This window comes from Ruegeria sp. CDSA141 (assembly GCF_059612005.1).
Genome location: NZ_JBXWPT010000027.1, coordinates 13396 through 31747, shown reverse-complemented (window position 1 = coordinate 31747; position 18352 = coordinate 13396). Strand labels below are relative to the sequence as shown.

The 18352-nt window shown below is 54.3% G+C and carries 13 protein-coding genes and 1 pseudogene; 5 read left to right on the top strand and 9 right to left on the bottom strand.

All coding sequences use genetic code 11. The annotated features are described in order from the left end of the window. Positions 1–472: 472 nt before the first annotated feature. The 3 genes from AC2FLP_RS20910 to AC2FLP_RS20900 are packed head-to-tail and all read right to left on the bottom strand — an operon-like array spanning position 473 to position 9233. Positions 473–1498 carry an adenylate/guanylate cyclase domain-containing protein gene (locus tag AC2FLP_RS20910; RefSeq protein ID WP_117871492.1) on the bottom strand — a complete coding sequence of 342 codons (1026 nt, stop codon included), beginning with the start codon at positions 1496–1498 and terminating at the stop codon, positions 473–475. Next, positions 1491–1832 carry an Hpt domain-containing protein gene (locus tag AC2FLP_RS20905; RefSeq protein WP_496686112.1) on the bottom strand — a complete coding sequence of 114 codons (342 nt, stop codon included), beginning with the start codon at positions 1830–1832 and terminating at the stop codon, positions 1491–1493. The genes AC2FLP_RS20910 and AC2FLP_RS20905 overlap by 8 nt, the downstream gene beginning before the upstream one ends. Before the next feature lie 3 nt (positions 1833–1835). Beyond that, the gene (locus AC2FLP_RS20900) at positions 1836–9233 is read right to left on the bottom strand and encodes a GAF domain-containing protein (protein ID WP_496686114.1); all 7398 of its coding nucleotides are present in this window, start codon (positions 9231–9233) and stop codon (positions 1836–1838) included. Between the two features lie 697 nt (positions 9234–9930). Between AC2FLP_RS20900 and AC2FLP_RS20895 the strand changes: the two are divergent. Further along, positions 9931–10074: pseudogene (locus AC2FLP_RS20895) on the top strand (integrase); the annotation flags it as partial. Between the two features lie 134 nt (positions 10075–10208). Here the strand turns inward: AC2FLP_RS20895 and AC2FLP_RS20890 are convergent. Beyond that, on the bottom strand, positions 10209–11705 hold the full coding sequence (locus tag AC2FLP_RS20890; protein WP_496686117.1) for a di-heme oxidoredictase family protein: 1497 nt from the start codon (positions 11703–11705) through the stop codon (positions 10209–10211). Positions 11706–12044: 339 nt separating this feature from the next. On the opposite strand from AC2FLP_RS20890, the gene AC2FLP_RS20885 reads away from it, so the two are divergent. The 4 genes from AC2FLP_RS20885 (at position 12045) to AC2FLP_RS20870 (ending at position 14014) form a co-directional block, all read left to right on the top strand. Then, positions 12045–12542, top strand: coding sequence for a hypothetical protein (locus tag AC2FLP_RS20885; RefSeq protein WP_496686120.1), 498 nt, complete (start codon positions 12045–12047; stop codon positions 12540–12542). Between the two features lie 77 nt (positions 12543–12619). Then, complete coding sequence (locus AC2FLP_RS20880) at positions 12620–13000, top strand: hypothetical protein (RefSeq protein WP_496686122.1); 381 nt, start codon at positions 12620–12622, stop codon at positions 12998–13000. A gap of 53 nt (positions 13001–13053) precedes the next feature. Further along, complete coding sequence (locus tag AC2FLP_RS20875; RefSeq protein ID WP_480642060.1) at positions 13054–13533, top strand: helix-turn-helix transcriptional regulator; 480 nt, start codon at positions 13054–13056, stop codon at positions 13531–13533. A gap of 124 nt (positions 13534–13657) precedes the next feature. Beyond that, the gene (locus AC2FLP_RS20870; RefSeq protein ID WP_496686125.1) at positions 13658–14014 is read left to right on the top strand and encodes a hypothetical protein; all 357 of its coding nucleotides are present in this window, start codon (positions 13658–13660) and stop codon (positions 14012–14014) included. A 208-nt stretch (positions 14015–14222) separates the two neighbouring features. On the opposite strand, the gene AC2FLP_RS20865 is transcribed toward AC2FLP_RS20870, so the two are convergent. The 5 genes from AC2FLP_RS20865 to AC2FLP_RS20845 form a co-directional block, all read right to left on the bottom strand. After that, on the bottom strand, positions 14223–14741 hold the full coding sequence (locus AC2FLP_RS20865; protein WP_496686127.1) for an alcohol dehydrogenase catalytic domain-containing protein: 519 nt from the start codon (positions 14739–14741) through the stop codon (positions 14223–14225). Positions 14742–14822: 81 nt separating this feature from the next. Continuing rightward, a complete protein-coding gene (locus AC2FLP_RS20860; protein WP_496686130.1) occupies positions 14823–15668 on the bottom strand; it encodes an enoyl-CoA hydratase/isomerase family protein in 846 nt (281 codons plus the stop codon). Between the two features lie 92 nt (positions 15669–15760). Beyond that, complete coding sequence (locus tag AC2FLP_RS20855) at positions 15761–16549, bottom strand: SDR family NAD(P)-dependent oxidoreductase (RefSeq protein ID WP_117871509.1); 789 nt, start codon at positions 16547–16549, stop codon at positions 15761–15763. Positions 16550–16561: 12 nt separating this feature from the next. After that, positions 16562–17527 (bottom strand): LLM class oxidoreductase, encoded by a 966-nt coding sequence (locus AC2FLP_RS20850; RefSeq protein ID WP_496686132.1) that lies wholly within the window; start codon positions 17525–17527, stop codon positions 16562–16564. 12 nt (positions 17528–17539) lie between these two features. Continuing rightward, the gene (locus AC2FLP_RS20845) at positions 17540–18316 is read right to left on the bottom strand and encodes a CmcJ/NvfI family oxidoreductase (protein ID WP_496686134.1); all 777 of its coding nucleotides are present in this window, start codon (positions 18314–18316) and stop codon (positions 17540–17542) included. Between the last annotated feature and the right edge of the window lie 36 nt (positions 18317–18352).

The window sequence follows — 18352 nt, the reverse complement described above, 5'->3', positions numbered from 1 at the left end:
AGTTTGTTTCGGATCAGGAAGCCTTGGGTACTGCAATTGAGATTCTGAACAATGAAGGCGCTTTGGGCTTCATGGGTTAAGGACACGAAGCCTTAGGGCAATTCCTTTCGGAGGATCTCTACATGTCGACTATCATGCGTTCGAGTTGGCGTGAAATACGCACGTGTTCAGTAACGGCCTTCCTCATCTCCTGAGCTTCTCTGGTGCGCATTCCGTGCTTGTAGGCGGGGTTGACTGACCCAGAACCATGCCTGCCGCCTGCGACATGCATACGGCAAACCGACCAACCCCTTACTGCAGGATTTTTGCATTGAACGCCACTACGTTTGGACGTCGCCGTGCATCGGGGTGCTGCATGTGCTCTTTGCATGGGGTTGGCGAATCCAAATTGAGCGGCTGCGACGACGGGGAGTTTAGTAGTAAGCGATCTTTCAGGAAATGATATCGGAGAAACGATACTCGTGTCGGAAAATCACAAAGCGTGAATGTCCAATGGATCGGAGAAGCCCTTGATCTGGCTCCCGCCAAATGTCTCCTGAATATCAACTCCGTCGAGCAGATCCAGGGTCTCTTGATCAACCAAAATCCGGCTTCCGGTGTTCTGGGTTTCCGCTTCCAATCGGGCTGCGAGATTTACTGCGGATCCGATACAGGTATAGGTCGCCCGATTGTCAGTACCGGCATAGCCCGCGACGACTTCGCCTGTGGCGATACCGATCCCGATCCTGAGACCCCGTTCTCCATCCGCGAGCCGGTCATGATTCAGCATCTCTATCATGCTATGCATTTCATGCCCCGCAGCTACAGCACTTTGCGCAGTATTGTTCAGAGGTTGTGGAACACCGAAGAGAGCCATCAACCCGTCACCCAGCATCAGGCTGACAATGCCGCCATTGCTGGTCACCGCCTCGAACATCAACGTGTAGAAGGTGTTGAGTAGATCAATTGTTGCCTCGGGCGCTAAGTTTTCTGAAAGGGCTGTGAAACCGCGAATGTCGCAAAAAAGAACCGATGCGTTTGCACGTTTGCCACCGATGGCAAACCCAGACTCTTGCAGGTCTTGCGCAACCTCGGTGGTTGCGAAGCGTTCGAGAAGGCGTCTTTGTTCGTCCCGCAGTCGCTTTTTTTCAAGGCAGCTGGAGACGCGGGCGCTGAGAAGCGTCTTGTTCACCGGCTTGGGCAAGTAGTCTTCTGCGCCTAACTCGATGCAGCGCACAATATTGTCGAGCCCTTCGACCGAAGAAGTCACAATCACCGGCAATTCGCGCAGGTCGGGGTCCGCATTGATTGCCTCCAGAACCTGAAATCCGTCCATTTCCGGCATTTCGATATCGAGTAGAAGCAGGTCATAAGACTGACTCGACAACATCTCCATCGCAACGAGGCCGTTCTCCGCGACAGAGGCTTTGTGCCCCAACAGTTCAACGTTGCGAGACAGGAGTAGCCGATTGACTTTGTTGTCATCAACGATGAGGAGATGGCCGGGTGCATCAGTCATTGTTCAGGGTCCGCAGGGCCACAGCAGCTTTGGCGAAAGCGGCCTCCAGGGCTTTCGCATCTGTAAGGTCACCAGTCGCGGGTATGTCCCCGAGCTCGATTTTTCTGGCCAACTCGGCCAGTGCAGTCGCACCAAAGGTGTTTGCATTCGATTTAATGGAATGAGCCGCGCGGCGATATCCATCAGCATCGGACACGTCGGCAGCCGCTTTCAATTCGGCAATCATGCCGAGGGCTTCGTCGAGAAAGGTGTTTACAAGCTCGGCGGCGAATTCGTCGCCAGTCGCGTCCTTGAGTTCAGCGAAGATATCAAGATCAATTGGGCCGTTTGTCATGGATTACTTGCTTTTCCTGGGAACATTCAAAAGGGCTTCGATAAGAATAGGCAGGCGTATCGGTTTGGCGATGTAGTCGTCCATCCCGGCATCCAAACACATCTCGCGGTCGCCTTGCATGGCGTTGGCAGTCATGGCGACTATACGCGGTCGGTCTTCTTCGGGGAAATCTTTGTTTATGCGGCGTGAAGCTTCGAGCCCATCCATTTCGGGCATCTGCACGTCCATCAATACGATATCGTATGTTTGCCGGTTCACACTTTCGACCGCCTCAGCGCCGTTGCTGGCCAAATCAGCGCGATAGCCCATCTGTTCCAGCAGGCGAAGCGCAAGTTTCTGGTTCACCAGATTATCCTCAGCTAGCAGAATACGCAGAGGGTGGCGTTTTGCCATCTCTGGATCGGTCTGGGGTTTGTCTGCGGGCTTGGTCGGTTTCACGGGGATATCTTCGGTCGAAAACAAAGTGACCAGAGTGTCGAAGAGATGCGACTGACGCAATGGCTTGGCGAGGTTGGCAGCAAAGAGGCCGTCTTCAAGGTCAATTTCACGTGGACCAAGAGAACTAAAGAGGATCAGCGGCAAGTCCGGATGCTTGGCCCGAATTTTCTGGGCAAGTTCCTCGCCATCCATTTCTGGCATGTGCATGTCGAGAATGACCAGATCGAACTTTTTAGCCTTCTCGAGCGTGGCCAGCGCATCGGACGGGGTTTCGCAGGTAGTAGTTTGAGTGCCCCATTTCTCGGTCTGGAGCGACAGGATTTTACGGTTGGTGGCGTTGTCATCCACCATAAGGATGTGCTTGCCTTCAAGCTCGGACTGAACACCCGTCAGATCGCGCGAGGATGATTTGACCGGTTTGGAGGGTTTGGCCCGGATCGTAAACACAAAGGTCGAGCCATGCCCTTCGCCGTCACTTTGTGCCCACATGGTGCCGCCCATGAGTTTCGCAAGACGCTTGGAAATTGCCAGGCCGAGTCCGGTGCCGCCATATTTGCGGGTTGTTGAACTATCTGCCTGACTGAAGGACTGGAACAGACGGCTCATCCCTTTTTCGCTCAGGCCAATTCCAGTGTCGCGGACTTTGAAAGTAAGCTCAATCGATCCGCGTTTCCTGGCGGTTTGTTCAACAGATAAAACCACTTCACCGCTTTCGGTGAACTTCACCGCGTTGGAAAGCAGGTTCAGCAGGATCTGCCGCAACCGGGTCAGGTCAGCACTGATTGCAAGGGGCAGAGCGTCGTCAAACTCATAGGCCAGATCAAGCTGCTTCTCGGCGGCACTACTGCTGATCAGATCAAGCGCGCTTTCGATACACTCACGTAGATCAAAGGGATGGTTCTCGATGTCCATCTGTCCGGCTTCGATTTTTGAGAAATCGAGGATTTCGTTAATTATGCCCAGTAGTGCGTCACCACTGTCGCGGATCGTGTTGGCATAATCGCGTTGCTCGGAATCTAACTCTGTATCCATCAAGAGCCCACTCATCCCGATGACGGCATTCATTGGTGTGCGGATTTCATGGGACATGGTGGCGAGGAACGCGCTTTTTGCTTCGTTAGCGGTCTCGGCCGCCTCACGGGCCTTTTCGACCTCGCGGAAAAGGCGCACGTTCTCAATCGCAATCACAGCCTGATCGGCGAATGAAAACGCGAGGTCGATCTCGTCTTTGGTGAAAACGCCGGCCGTTTGTCGGGCAAAGACCAGCACACCCAGACACGCCGTACCCTTCATGAGGGGAAGTAAAAGAGCTGCCCGAATTCCGTGCCTGTCGTATGTGATCTGCTCGAACGGCGAGAGCTCAAGCGCGTCCCAATCTGGCAAGTGGAGCATCTTTTTTTCGTGTAAAACCTGTGCCGGGAAGCTGGACATAGGGTCGGGATCGATGGGAAAGCTCTGGTTCCCTTCCAGGGCTTCCACGCCTTCTCCGGTAACCCTCGCAAGAACCTCGAACGTGTTGTCTTGCGCAGTCATGGCTGCAACCATATCGGACGAGACCAACCGCACACCCGCTTTGGCAATAGCCTCAAAGACAGGTTTGATATCATCGGGTGACTGGCTGATCACCCGTAATATGTCCGCACTTGCGGTTTGGCGTGCCAATGATGCTTGTGTTTCATTGAACAGACGCACGTTTTCCAGCGCGATGATAGCCTGATCCGCGAAAGATTCGGCAATGGCTACTTCGTCATCACTGAAAGCCTTCGACGTTTTCCGAATAAAGGCGAGAGTGCCGAAACAGTCTTTCCCTCGCATCAAGGGTACCATCAAGAACGACTTGAATCCTTGCCGCTCGACGATTTCCGTGTCCCGCGGAGATAGTTCATCAAAGCGCGAGTCATCCAATTGCAGCGTCTTGCCTCTCTGGATGACGCGGGATGGCAGGTTGTCGTCGGGATCAATTGGCAGGCGCTCAGTCCAAGTGATTTCCTCTAAACCATCCGGAGTTGCGGCCGCCACTTGCCAGTATTCAGTTTTGTTAGCCTGCATGGCAATCGACAAGTCGCAATCGATAAGAGCCGTAGCCAGTCCGACAATCTTCTCAAAAACCGGTTTGGTATCTGTCGGCGATTCCGAGATCACTCTGAGGACATCCGCACTTGCCGTTTGGCGAGAGAGTGCGACTTGCGTATCGTTGAACAATTGAGAGTTTTGAATCGCTATGATCGCCTGCGAGGCAAAGGTCTCCATCTGCTTGATTTGCTTGTCCTCAAAGGCGGCTTTATTTCGGCTGCCCATACTGATGACACCTATCGTGTCACCGTCGCGTATCAAAGGTACAGAGAGAACCGACCTGTATCCATGCAAGTTGGTCCTAAGGACTGGATCATAATTAGGGTCCGCTTGAGTATCCTCAACGTAATCGGCGCGCCCATATAAAAGCGCCCGGGCGGTCGCCGACGTTTCCCCCGGTTCAAATGGATGCGACTCGAGAAATTTGGCAAAACTCTCTGTGAGATTGTGCCCGGCAAAGAAATGAAATTTTCCGTCCTCGGGTTTCTTAAGCGCCACAAATGCATCTTGCAGGCGGCAGATGCGCGACGAAACCGCCACCAACGCTTCCAAAACCGGCTCTAAAGCGTCAGGGGAACGGGAAATCACCTCAAGCACTTCGGATGTGGCTTTCTGATACCCCAATGCCTCTTCAACTTCTGCAGTGCGGGCCTGCACTTCTTTGAACAGTCGCGTATTGTTGATGGCGATTACGGCCTGGGACGCGAAAGTTTCCAGCAGGCTGACTTGTTTGTCGCTAAACGCTGCTGCCTGCCGATGCGCCATAACAATAACGCCAACAGTTACGCCATTGCTGACCAAGGGGACACCAAGGGTGGTTAGGTAGTCCCCGATCTCAGCCGCTTTTTTCCATGTGTAAGTCGGATCCCTACGGGTGTCTTTTATATAAACCGTCTTGCCGTGCAAGGCCGTGCGCCCGATGCAAGAACCTTCCTCTGGCGCGATAGGGTTATCGGACAGGAATTTGAGAAAAGCACCACTGACATTGTGGGACATGGCCACGCGGTAAAGGCCATCGTCAGCATCCTTCATTGCAAAGAACGCGTATTCCGGTGAACAGATACGCGACGAAACCTCCAGGATGGCGTCCAAAACCGGTGGAAGATCGTTCGGTGAGCGGGATATGACGCCGAGCACTTCAGACGTGGCTGTCTGGTACTTCAGCGCCTCTTCGACTTCCGCGGTGCGAGCCTGAGTTTCTTGCATCAAACGGACATTTTCGATGGCGATACTCGCTTGGGCAGCGAAACTTTGGACCAACTCGATTGTTTCAGGTGCTGGCTCTTCTGTGCCTGGCCAGCCAAGGTTGATGCAGCCCCACACTTTGCCGCCTGCCTTGATTGGCACGCCCAGCATACGACGCCATCCAACAGCTGCGGCGAACTCTGGGGCGTAGTACGTCGATTTCTGTGCATCTTCGATTTGAACCGGGGCACCTGCTTCGACAACAAAAGCCGACATGTGCCCTTCTGTATCAGAGACCGGGTAATCCGACATCAGCTCCGAAAACAACTCCAACGGAAATCCGTGTTGCGCACAGTAATAGAATTTGTCGTTTTTATATTGATCCAACACGCAGAACCGCGCGCGGCTGAGTTCGGCTGATTTTTTGACGATAAGGTCAAACACCGGCTGCAAATTGGAAGTCGCTTCGTTGATAATATGCAGAGCTTCTGCACTTGCTTGTTCGCGCACCAGTGCTTCTTCAACTTCGGCGGTACGGGCCTGAACTTCTTCAAACAACCGGGTGTTGTTGATCGCAATTACAGCTTGGGCCGCGAACGTTTCCAAGAGGGCGATTTGTTTTGAATCGAATGGTGCGACTTTGTCGTGGCAGAGCACGATCACACCGACCACGACCTTATCCTTGACCAATGGGACACCCAGAAGCGAGCGATACTTGCCAATACGTGCGGCTTCCTTCCAGGCGTATTCGTTAGCTTCAGTGTCCTCGTAGTAGACTGTTTCGCCGCGTGCAGCTGTTTGGCCAATACCGCTCCCATGACCTGCCGGCACTGGGTGTGCCTTCATGAACTTCATGAAATCACTGTCAAAGTCGAGCATGATGTCAGTATGGTAAAGGTTGTCTTGGGGATTCAGAATCGAGATTGCCGCATATTTTGGCTCGCAAATCCGGCTGGCGACTTTCAGTATCTCCTTCAGCACCGGCTCCAGCTCATTCGGAGATCGCGAAATCACCGACAATACGTCTGAAGTGGCAGTTTGATACTCCAGTGCCTGCGTGACTTCTTCTGTCCGCTCCTCCAACTCGTGGAAAAGGTTTGCGTTGGTAATCGCGATAACGGCCTGATCCGCAAAAGTTTCCAGCAGTTTGATCTGTTTGGCGGAAAAACCCAAGACCACTGGCGCCCCAACAGAGATAACGCCTACGACTTCGCCGTTTTTGACAAGCGGAAGTCCAAGCAATGATTTGTAATCACCTACGCCGCTTTCTTCCAACCAGGTGTAGGTTTCATCCGCTTCGACATCTTCGACATAGCTTGTGCGTTTCGACAAGATCGCACGCCCACTTACACCGTTCTCCGTTGGCGAAATCGGGTGAGCTTTGACGTATTCTGTAAAGGCCGTGTCCTGTGTGAGCGTCGAGTGCACATGAAAAAGCCCATCGTCCGGGTTCAGCATCGCGACATAGGCATCTTGCAATTCGCAGATGCGCGACGCTTCTTTAAGAATGGCGTCCAGAACGGGCGACAGTTGATTGGGAGACGCTGAGATCACACGCAGCACTTCGGATGTTGAAGTCTGATACTCCAAGGCTTGCGTGACTTCCGCGGTACGGTCCTGCACCTCTCGGAACTGGCGTACGTTATCCATCGCGATCACGGCTTGGGCCGCAAATGTTTTGACCAAAGCGACGTCATCATCCGAGAATGGCGAAACTTCACGGCGATAGAGAACGATCACCCCAAGACCCGTGTCGTCCTTCATCAACGGCACAGCAAGGACCGAGCGAGCCCCTTCGACCTCAACCATCTGAACCCGCTTTGGGTCGCGATCCCGATAATAAAGCGGATCATCTACAATATCGTCTTGCCGGATGACCTGGCCATCGATCATAGGGCGGATTGCAACGAGTTCCGTACGGGTCAAGGGCTCCACGAACCCCTTCAGGGCCTCATCAAAATCCGTTCGCGCACCGATATTGGCCGGAATTGTTGCAAGGCCACGTTCGTGATCGGCGACACACAGAAAGGCCAGCGGCGCTTTGCACAAACGGCTGGCATTTTCGAGTATGCTATTGAAGACAGGGCTATCGTCATCGCGACTGCGGCTGATGACTTCGAGGATTTCGCGCGACGCTTCTTCCCGTTCGAGTCGTTCCTGTACTTCGCGAAACTGACGCGTGTTTTCGATGGCAATGACTGCATGTTTGGCAAATTCTTCAATCAACTGCACGTCAGGGTCAGCAAATGGTCGGACCTCCCGGCGGCTGACCGCGATGGCACCAATGGCCTGATCTCCTTGCATCAGGGGAACCGCAACGCGTGATCGAATGCCTTCAACTTCGACCATCTTTATGGCTGTAGGATGCCCTGAGCGGAAAAAGTCCGTTTCAACCAGATCATCCACGCGAAAAACCTGACCTGTCCGTATCGCCGTGGCAACGGTAACCGATCCTTCGATTAGCCATTCCTGTCCGATATCAAATTCGGTTTTCTGATGCCCCCAATTCGCAGCCAAACGGCCGTGGGTTCCAGCTTTATTGATCAAGACAAGCGCAGCCTGATCTGCGCCACAAACCTTAGTGGCTTGTTGAAGCACTGTGTCAAAGACGCGCGCATCGTCATCACGGCTTTGGCTAATGGCCGTTAGAATTTCCTGTGTTGCCGTCTGACGCTCTAATTGCGTGTGCAACTCATTCAATTGTCGCGTGTTGTCCAAGGCGATCACGGCCTGGGCGGCAAAGCCCTCAACCAGAGAGATCTCGTCGTTTGTAAATGCGCGAACCTCACGTCGGTAAATGCCGATGACGCCCACGGGCGTTCCATCTGCCGACATTAGTGGGACCGTCAGAAATGACCGGACACCTTCTTCGTCTACAAGTTGACGGCGCCATGGGTCGCCTTTGATATACTGGTCAGTCAGGCGCAAATCGACATTGTGAATGACGCTTGCCTCGCGCACGGATTCCGCAATCTGGAGATGTGAATCCAGTGACCAGCGATCTACGCCGACCTCGTAGGTCGCCAACTGATCACCGAAATGAGCCGCATATTCAAGGTGGGTTCCTGCCTCATTCAAAAGGCTCAATGTGGCGACATCTGTTTCGCAAAGCCGGGCGGTGTTTTCCAGGATCGTCTGGAACACCGGCGTCTCATCTTCCCGCGATCGGCTAATTGTCTCGAGAACTTCCCGCGTGGCGCCTTCGCGTGCCAGGCGGATCTGCAATTCGCAGAATTGGCGCACATTCTCAATGGCGATTACCGCTTGGGCGGCAAAGGTTTCGACGAGCTTGACCTGATCGTCGGTGTAGGGCCGCACCTCGTCTCGCGCCAACATCAAGCATCCGATTGCACCGCCATCCACCTTTAGAGGAACAAACAGATTACTGCGGCACCCATGCTTGTCGACAATCAGCTTGAACCGCTCATCGCCGGACTTGTGGAATTCAGTGTCTCCCATATCCACAACACGTTTGGTCTCGCCGCTGAGGATTGTTTCAGTCACCAGAGAATTGCCCGGCTCCATCGTGTATTTGCCGTCGCGCCAGAGCTGCTGAATGTCAGGGTGCAGGTTAACACTGGCCACGAGCCGCTGAAGTGCGTCGCCTTCCTGTCCAAGAACCAGACCAGCAAAAACAGCGTCGCAAAGGTCTTTGGCAAGCGCAACAATCAGATCGCAAACCGGCTGAACGTCGTCCTTGGTCACAGAGATCGCCTGCATCACCAGAGCGGTGGCTTCAAACCGCGCCTGTTGATCAGCTGCGCTTAACTCCGAACTTGGCGCAGATGATGGCGCGGGACTTATCGGGGTCCCTGATGCCTTTTTGTCGCCCAACTGAGCCCAAACTCCCACGTCAATTCTGACTAACAACTGCACGGAGTTTAGAGAGCATGTTATAGAAGTCACTGGAATTCTTTACGGATGATGCCCTTTGCATTCATGCACGCGCGAGCACGGCCCACTTAGCTCGGATCATCTGACTGGTCAGCGCGATGAATCAACAGTGTAGTGCCAAGGCGCTGGATAGCCTTATAGGCCTTACCGTTATGGCACTCCATATGCGCCTCGAAATCGTCAGGCGTTCGATCTCTGAGGCGCTCCACCGAGCGTCATTGCTTAAACCCAGACTTCTGTTGGCGAAAGGCAGCATGTGCTGGGCACGCAAGCCCCTGTAAACTCTCTGGGAAGATGCACTGCGAAGTGTACTGCTCGCTTAACAGGACGGCAGACATGTTCCCATCTCGGCCATCGAAGCAAAGGAAATGTTGCAAACGTCGGAATGGCCGCTTTCAGGAAGCTGATTAGTTAATCATGGTTCAAGCTCAATGTCCGGCCCATACCTGCCGTTGGCCGATGGGCGTCTTTTCTGCTGTGCGGACCGCCAAACCAGTCGTTCGCTCCAAAAGTTTGCGGTATAACCAAGAAGCGTGGCAACTTACGTACGGTTTAACTTCTGCTAGGTCATGCGAAAATGGTCAGTACAATTAGGTATCTGGACGCTGAGTTGGAAGACGCGCTTGTGATTGCAGAAGCTATTGAAATCTAATGACGCGGGCCGTCACACTCTCATAGAGCGATCAATGCCCGCGTTCCAGATATTCACTCAACGCGCAGTATTCAGGCAACTAGAATTCAATCGGCACCGGCCAAATCTGCCGTTCTACTTTTCTCAACCAGCAACTATTCTTCGACTGTCTTGTAAATAGTTAGATTCTCCAGAAAGGCGATGATTTTTGTTTGTTCACTTTCGCTGAGGTGGTTGTAGGCAGTGGCGCTGTCTGAGGCTTCACCCGCATGACTCACAATTGCCTCTTGCAGAGTGGTCGCCCGACCATCGTGCAGCCAGGGTCCAGTTGCTCCGACACCCGCCAGTGATCGCGTCAGAAACATAGAAGCCCCCAACCCAAGAGGGTCATCGGGATCTGCCAAGTCGGAACCCATATCGTGTCGTTTGAAGTCTGTGTACCATCGGGCCACTGGCTCACCTTCGGCATTCCGCGCCATTGCACCTAGATGGTGGACTGAACCGTCCAGCAGCTTAATCGAGTTGTTGGGCTGATCTCCGGCCAGATTGAATTTGATTGCACTGACGACGTTCAGTCCATGAATATTCGGGTCAGATCCATCTGGAAACCTGGCATCGTAGAAACCCGGAATCTCGCTGGGTTCTTTAAACATTGCGTCCCGAAGGCTCATCGCTGGCATGTGACAACTGGTGCAGCCGATTTGAGCAAAAAGCGCCTCTCCTGCCAGAATACTGGTTCTTTCGGATCCAGAAAGGTCGATCAAACCCAGATCGGCCAATTCAATCTTGGTTACCGGCCGTTCGAGGGCTGCCATGTAAACTGTAAGAGCCGTTACGTCGCCGACGGTCAACTCATTCACCACACCATCGAAATCGCCATCCTGATCTCCGACAAGCTCGACGGCCTGTAATCCCAGTTCATTGTGCGCAGCATTCCTGGTGAATGCTCTGATCGTTGCATGATTACCCTTCCATCCAAACGGTTTGATCACGAGGTCCGGGTCTATACCACTCAACCCACTGGAATCCGTGTCGACGGAACAAGGGTCTTGCGAAATACGCGTCAGTGTCAACGTTCCAAAGTCAACGCCCTTGGACTCTAACTGAACTGAGGCGCGACCCGAATTACAGGCAACCTGATGGGCTGCATCACGCTGTTGATATAGGTCCGTGCTAATTTCTTCTGCAAGCCGCTGAGGGATACCAAGCGCAAACAAGGGGAGTGTATTTCTCTCAAGATATCTGGTTGCGTCGCCCGTATGCGCAGGATCCACAAGAACGTTCATTGCAACGTCACCCGCCCCATTGGCAATCGGCGCGTTGTGACAGGCAATACACGATGTCGCGTTAGCCCCTCCTTCGCGCTTTGGAAAATGCGAAGCCCACTCCGATGGGCCGGCGAGATCAGCCCGGGGAATGCGCGTAAAACGACGACCTTCGCCGATATTGGCACCGACCCCGCGCGCTGCGTCAAAGCTGAACTCGGTCAGTTCATCCCCTGCCTCGAAGGCCTCTAGAAACGCCTTGGTTGCCTCTCCGTTCTGTATCATGCGCGATAATTCGTGCTGATCGACGGGCGCAGGTTCCTCCTCAGCAAAGGCCGACAAAGGCATCAGGCTTGCCATTATGAAGCTCAGGGTGCTTGGTCGCATATCGTGTCCACTTCTTGGTCGCGAGGTTCGTTTTGTAGTGACGGCTGAAGGGACTTGGGTGACATGTTTTCCGATCAGAAAACCATTGTACTCAGGCTGCGAAAGGACGTTCTAAGCCAAAATCATATAGACCTTTGACACCGAAAATCTCATCGTGAAGAACGCATTATGAACGCGCCAATTTTGAGCATTTCGGCCATGCTGGGCGCTTTTATGACTTTAGCTTATACCGCCAAAAATCAGGCTCGCGTCCAGTATTCCAATCGATGTTTTCACTGCATCTAGGCTTCACGGCACCAATCTAAGCCGCGCTAAACCTTACAAACAGGAAGACTAAACATGCGTACTCTCTCACTCCCTCACAGCCCGTTGATCCTTGCAGCCCTGATCACCGCAGTGTCGTTCCAGCCGCTACTTGCCCAAAGCATTTCGGTTGTTGACCCGAGTACAGGGGAAACCGTCGAGCTTTCGGAAGTGGATTTCGAAGCATTGTCCGAGGAAGAACGTGCCGATATTCGGGATCAGCTGAAAGAACAGGGAGTCCAGCCCCGAGGCGGTGATCGGAACGCCCTCGACATTTCAGAGGTTGAAGTCGTCGACCCTTCAACCGGCGAAACCGTGGCGCTGGGGGATATCGACCACTCAAGCTTGAGTCCCGAAGATCGGCGGAACATCGGCGATCAACTGGCCGAACAAGGGGTCCCAGCAGGTCGCGGCGGGCGTGACGATGCAGGCCGAAATCAGGATTCCGGCACCGAGACGGTTGACTCTGGCGAAAGGGGCGGCAGTGGCGAAGGTCGTGGCGGTCACGGCGGTCGGGACGGTCCTCGCGGGTAACATAAAGCCACCGCGCACCGGTTGACACGGTGCGCGGTAACCCCTTAGCCAAATTGCAAAGGTACGGGAACTTTATGATGTTTAGATCACCTATCCTCGCAAGTTTTGCGGTGGTCATGCTCTTGCACTCGCCGGTGCAGGCTCAGGTATCCGTTGCGGATGACGTCATCGCGCGGATTGAGGCCGAAGGTTACACGGTCGAGGAAGTAAAACGGTCTTGGCTGGGCCGCATCGTCATCACCGCGAGTGATCAGAATGAGCTGCGCGAGGTGGTGTTGAACCGTACATCCGGAGAGGTTTTGCGAGACCAAAGTTTCTCGAAGAAATCACATGGCGACGGGCGCCCTGCACCGCCAGCCAACAAACCAGACAAACCTTCCCAGCCGAGCGAACCAAATGCGCATGGCGGTCCCAAAGGGGGTGGCGGACAAGGCGGTAAAGGAAAAAACGGTGGGTAATCCGACATGAGACAACCTACTGAAACAGAATTTACCAGCGCACGGTGCCGCGCATGATGAACCGCGCATGGGTCGTTTGGACCCTTGTCCTTATCCAGTGCCTTTGTGGTGCTTATTTCCTGTGGGAAATTCTGGCATCTATTTTGGGCATCCCATCGGTTCCGCTACGTTGGAATGTGCGAGAGCTTGTCGAAGCGGGCGCCAGTATCGGGCTGATACTTGGTGCATTTCTGGGTGTCCGGCTTGCGCTCGTGGCCCAAAAAGCGACACACCGGGCCGAAACCGCCCGCCGGATCACGTCCGGCGAGTTCACAACAGTAGTAGAGGCGTATTTCGAAAAGCTTGGCCTGACTGGCGCGGAAACAGAGATCGCATGGCTTGTTCTGAAAGGGATGTCTATGGCTGAAATCGCCAATCTGAGGCAAACCCGAATTGGAACCGTTAAGGCTCAATGTACTGCGATTTACAGAAAGGCGGGAGTGTCTGGCAAAAGCCAATTGATCTCACAGCTCGTTGAGGACCTCTTGTTCTAGGCACAACTTAGATCAGATGGCGCTATGGCATTCACCCGATACAGTGTACAAAACTTGCGTTTCAATTGCCGTTGCCGTCTGGGGGCTAATCCGACCCGAGCGAACAGTTTCACTCTTGGAGTCATTGGATAGGTTTCTCGCGTCCGGCCCCTCAAAAAACCAAGGCTACAACCGGTTCGGGCACCTGACGCTGCCATATCTAGAAAAACTCGGAGAATCTTGGGCCCAGGAACTCGATTTATTCTGGATTGAAGCCAAAAAGGATGTCAGCCACCGAAGTGCTGATCAGCGAGAGATCCCGGACTATCTGGGTATCGACGCCATTTATGGTTTCTTTGAGCAGAAGCCGTCGATGACGCTCTCTGAAGTACGCACCCGAATGGAAGAGTTGCTCGACGCGGCGGAGCAGCCGTCACGAAGCGCAAACAAACAAATCTTGGATCGGATTGCTGTGATATTCCGTTCAAAACGACCATACTGAGTTGTACCAAACCGCAAACGCGCTCACGGCCTACAGAAGACGTGCGGCGAATCTTACCGCGCCGCAGTGTAGCTTTCGCATTTCTGCCGTTTGTGCATATCGCAGCATTTACGATTTTCGGATGACGGCATCGCGGGATGGGGTCACAGCGACACCAAGATTCAAAGGCCTGTATTCTCAGTTCCTCCGAGGAACCAGCTTAGTCGCCTCACTTTGCGAACTGCCGTTGATCTACTTGAACGGCGACATGACCAACGCCACCTGCCCCGCCATGAACCAATAAAGTCTGCTCTTCGCCAACACCGGCGCGGGTCAGCCCTTCGTGGGCGGTGATGCCGACGAGAGGCAGCACTGCGGCTTCCCGCATGCTCAGCGTCTTGGGTTTGTGGGCAATCAGGCGCGCATCTGCGTCAATGTGCTCTGCCAAAGCGCCCGTGAGATCCATCAATCCACCAGAACAACCGTACACCTCATCGCCTATCGCAAAACCTGTCACACCGTCGCCAATCGCAACGACCGTGCCAGCGAAATCCATGCCAAGCACGGCGGGCAATTGGGGGGACAGAGGCAGGTCCGCGCCCATGCTTCGGATCATTGTGTCGACGGTGTTGACGCTGGTCGCGGCCACTTTGACGACCACATGTCCAGAAGTCGCGACAGGGTCGGGTATTTCAGCAAGCTCGAACAGCGCATCGGGTCCGTAAGAGTTGAGAACCATTGCTTTCATTGAGATTTTCCTTTTGTGAACATGGTGTCAGGCCTACGTGGAAATCACGCACGCCTGACGAGATCATTATCTTGGGGGTGGTCAGTTGATGTCCTGCACCTGCATCACCAGATCGCCCCAATTGCGCTGGTTTTCGATGTCGTGTTCCAAACCTTGTTCATCCGCGATGGTGAACCGTTTGACGGCCGGAGTTTTGCTGGTGGCCTGATAAAGCCAATAGGCTTCGGCTTTCAGCGCTTCATCAATTGGTTTGTCGATCGATTCATAGACCATCTGTTTGCAGACATTGATCGACTCTGCCGGGAATTGTGCGATCCGTTCGGCCAGTGCAGTCACATAAGCGCCAATTTCATCCGGCTCCAAAGCCTTGTTGATAGTGCCCAGACGCTCGGCATCATCCGCATCGTAGTCTTGCGCGCTCAAAATGATCTCAAGCGCTTTTCCAAGGCCTGTTTGGCGCGCCATGCGCGAGGCGCCGCCGCCACAGGGCAGGATGCCCATTCCGACCTCCATCTGCATGAACTTGTACTTGCCCCGCGCGGCAAACCGCATGTCGAGCGCCAACGCCAACTCATGTCCACCACCGCGTGCAAACCCTTCCAGCTTTGCGATTGTGGCCTGCGGCACCTTGCTGATCCGCTCGCAAACCGACTGTAGATCCAAAAGCAGTGCATCCTCGCGGGATACGGCCTCAGTCGACATGTCCTTGAGCAGTTCGGTGTCGTAGTGGCAGACCCAGATTTCCGGGTTTGCAGATTGAAAGATTACGACCTTGGTGTCGCGGTCTCGCTCTAAGCGCATGGCCAGACTGTTGAGATCGGCCAGCATTTCCTGGCCTTGCACGTTCACAGAGCCAAAGTTGAATGTCACTGTGGCGATGCCGTTCTCAACGGCTATGTCAAAGGTTTGAAAGCTCTCGTATTTCATCAGGCAGTCCTTTCTTGGGCCTCGACGCAGCACGCGTGAGGGGTCAGGGGGTGTTAAAGGTGGAAGTTCGTGGCGTTTTAGCGCCGCGCGGATCAGTTGGTCTGGTTAACCAATTCTTTGATGGTGTTCATGACGTCGGCGGCGTGGCCTTTGTCGAGTGCTGATGCGTGTGGATCTGAGAATGCACCACTGTCATTGTCAAAATAGGCGCCCGACGCATCAGCGAACCGCTCACCTAATGCCGCATCAATCAAGATATCAGCGCCGATGTTCATATCGTTCCCAGCCAAGCCAAAGCCTTCCTTCACCATCTTTGAGGCCAAAAGCGATCCTGGATTTACCGCGACCATGACAGGCGCATCGGATTGCGATTTGGCCCATTCCCGGGTCCATATGGTGATGGCCAGCTTGCTCTGGGCATAGGCTTCCATATCCGCCAGCGGAACACTGCCCTGCATGGCTCGGATGTTCACCGGGGCCTGCGCCGCCGATGACAGGTTCACGACGCGCCCGTCAGCAGGAATGATAGGCAGCAGCAACTCGGTCAGCAGATAAGGTGCAAGCGTGTTCACGACGAAGCGGATGTCCTGCCCATTCTCAAGCACCGATTGCGGGGCTTTCAGCACACCCGCGTTGTTGATCAAAACATCCAACCTGTCATGTTTCGCCCGCACGTTCTCAGCCAGTCCCTGCACCGCGGACAGGTCGCTCAGATCAGCGGCATAGGTTTCGACATTTTCACCGACTTCGGCAGCTGCGCTCTCCAGTTTGGGTATACTGCGGCCATGCAACAGCACGTTGTGCCCGTCAGATGCCAGCTTCTTGGCCGTCAGCAAACCAATGCCGTCAGTTGAACCTGTAATGAGAATGGTCTTGGTCATCGGTCTGATCCTTTACGAAAAGTCAGGCAGCACAGTGTCTGCCAAGTGTTCAAGGGTTGCGTCGATAGGCGCTTGATTGAACCTGAGGTTCAGCGCGACGTGATTGACCCCAAGCGTTTCAATCTCGCGAAGATAGCTGCGAAGGAAGTCGGAGCCAGACTGAAACCCAAGATGGATCGGGCGCGGAGGCGCAGCGGGGTCGTCCACGATATCGACATAAAGCGATTGCATGACGGGCTTATCCAGTTGGCCCGCCTCCCTAACGCGTCGTCGGTAATCCGCTATGACCTGCCCCTGGGCAGACGCATTGCGCGGATAGGTCATCCAACCGTCGCCGTTCCGTGCCACCCAATCAGGGGATTGCTGGCTACCGCCGGTAATAAGCATCGGCAGACGCGTGCCATGCGGTTTGGGCAATAGGTCAATCCCGCCACCCAGTTTGCCCTGCGCGTTTTCATGTTCCGGATAATCGGACCCCACTGCGCGGATATACTCAACGCTGTCGCGGAAACGCGCCCCTCGGTCGTCAAAGCTGTGGTTCATCGCCGGGTATTCCTCGGGGCGGTCACCTGAAGCAACGCCCAACAGCAACCGTCCGCCCGAGAGCACATCGGTCGTCGCCGCTGCCTTGGCCACATGCGCGGGGTGACGCAATGGCAGGATGACACTCGACGTTCCAAGCGCAATCCGGTCTGTTGCTGTTGCCAGAGCACCCAGATAGACAAATGGATCGAAAACCTGTCCCGGGTCACCGAAGTTTGGCACATTGAACGGGACGTCGCGCAGCCAAAGTGCCGCAAACCCAAGTTCCTCGGCCTTTTGAGCCGCCTCCAGATGACCGCGCAGCGTCGGCTCTGCGCCGACTGCGTATGCCTCAAGCGGCAGCACAAGGCCAATGCTCAAGCGCTCGGGACGGAACACCCGGTTATAAGCCACGTTGATCTGGGTAAACTCGTTAGGCTGCATTTTATCCAACATCTCGGGACCCCACTAGTAGCGCACCAAGGTGCGGCTCTCGATGCTTTTGCGAATGGTGGAGATGCTTGAATCTTCGACCATATCGAGCGCGCTATGCGCAATCGAAGGTAGTCCTTGATTGTCATAGATATTGAAAATCGCGACCTCATCCGGTGTCATCTTGGATTGATAGATCCACTCATGCTTGGGGTTTCCCACCAGCCCCATGATTTGCCCTTTGCGGTCAGGATAGATCAGATCCAGCAGGATCCAGTCAGACGCGTCAACCGATGACGGGCGAACAAAGCCAAGCGGCGCTGAATTGATCGGATGCTCCACGGGACGCCACACATTAATAAATGCAAAGTGACCTTGCGCCCATTCCGATGCGACATCGGCACCCAACAGGTCGACAAGCCGCTGTTCGGCTCCGTCCTTGCTGTAGTCACTGTGAACGTTGCGCGCAGGTTTGCGCGTCGCACTCGGGTCATCTGTCCGAACCGTATGGTCAAAAACCACAACCTCGCGTGCGCCCAGCCTGTCCGACAGCATCGCTGTCAACTCGGCATCGTATATCGATTTCCATGCGGCACCAGCAAAGCCCCGAACCTGCGTTTCCAGCGTCGTGAATTCAACAGCATCAGACGCAAATGTAACGGAGTTGGCCGCTGCGCGGGCGTCCTCCAGTGCAACAGCCGTGGAGGCTAGTTTGGGGGAAACCAGGTTTCCAGCAATCCCGCCGGCATCCAGTTCAAAAGCTTGCCGGTGCGGCTTGTGAACGTGGTAGTTGACTGTGGCTGTTCGCGTCATATGCGCCTCCTTCGTATGCTGTGTTGCATCGATGGA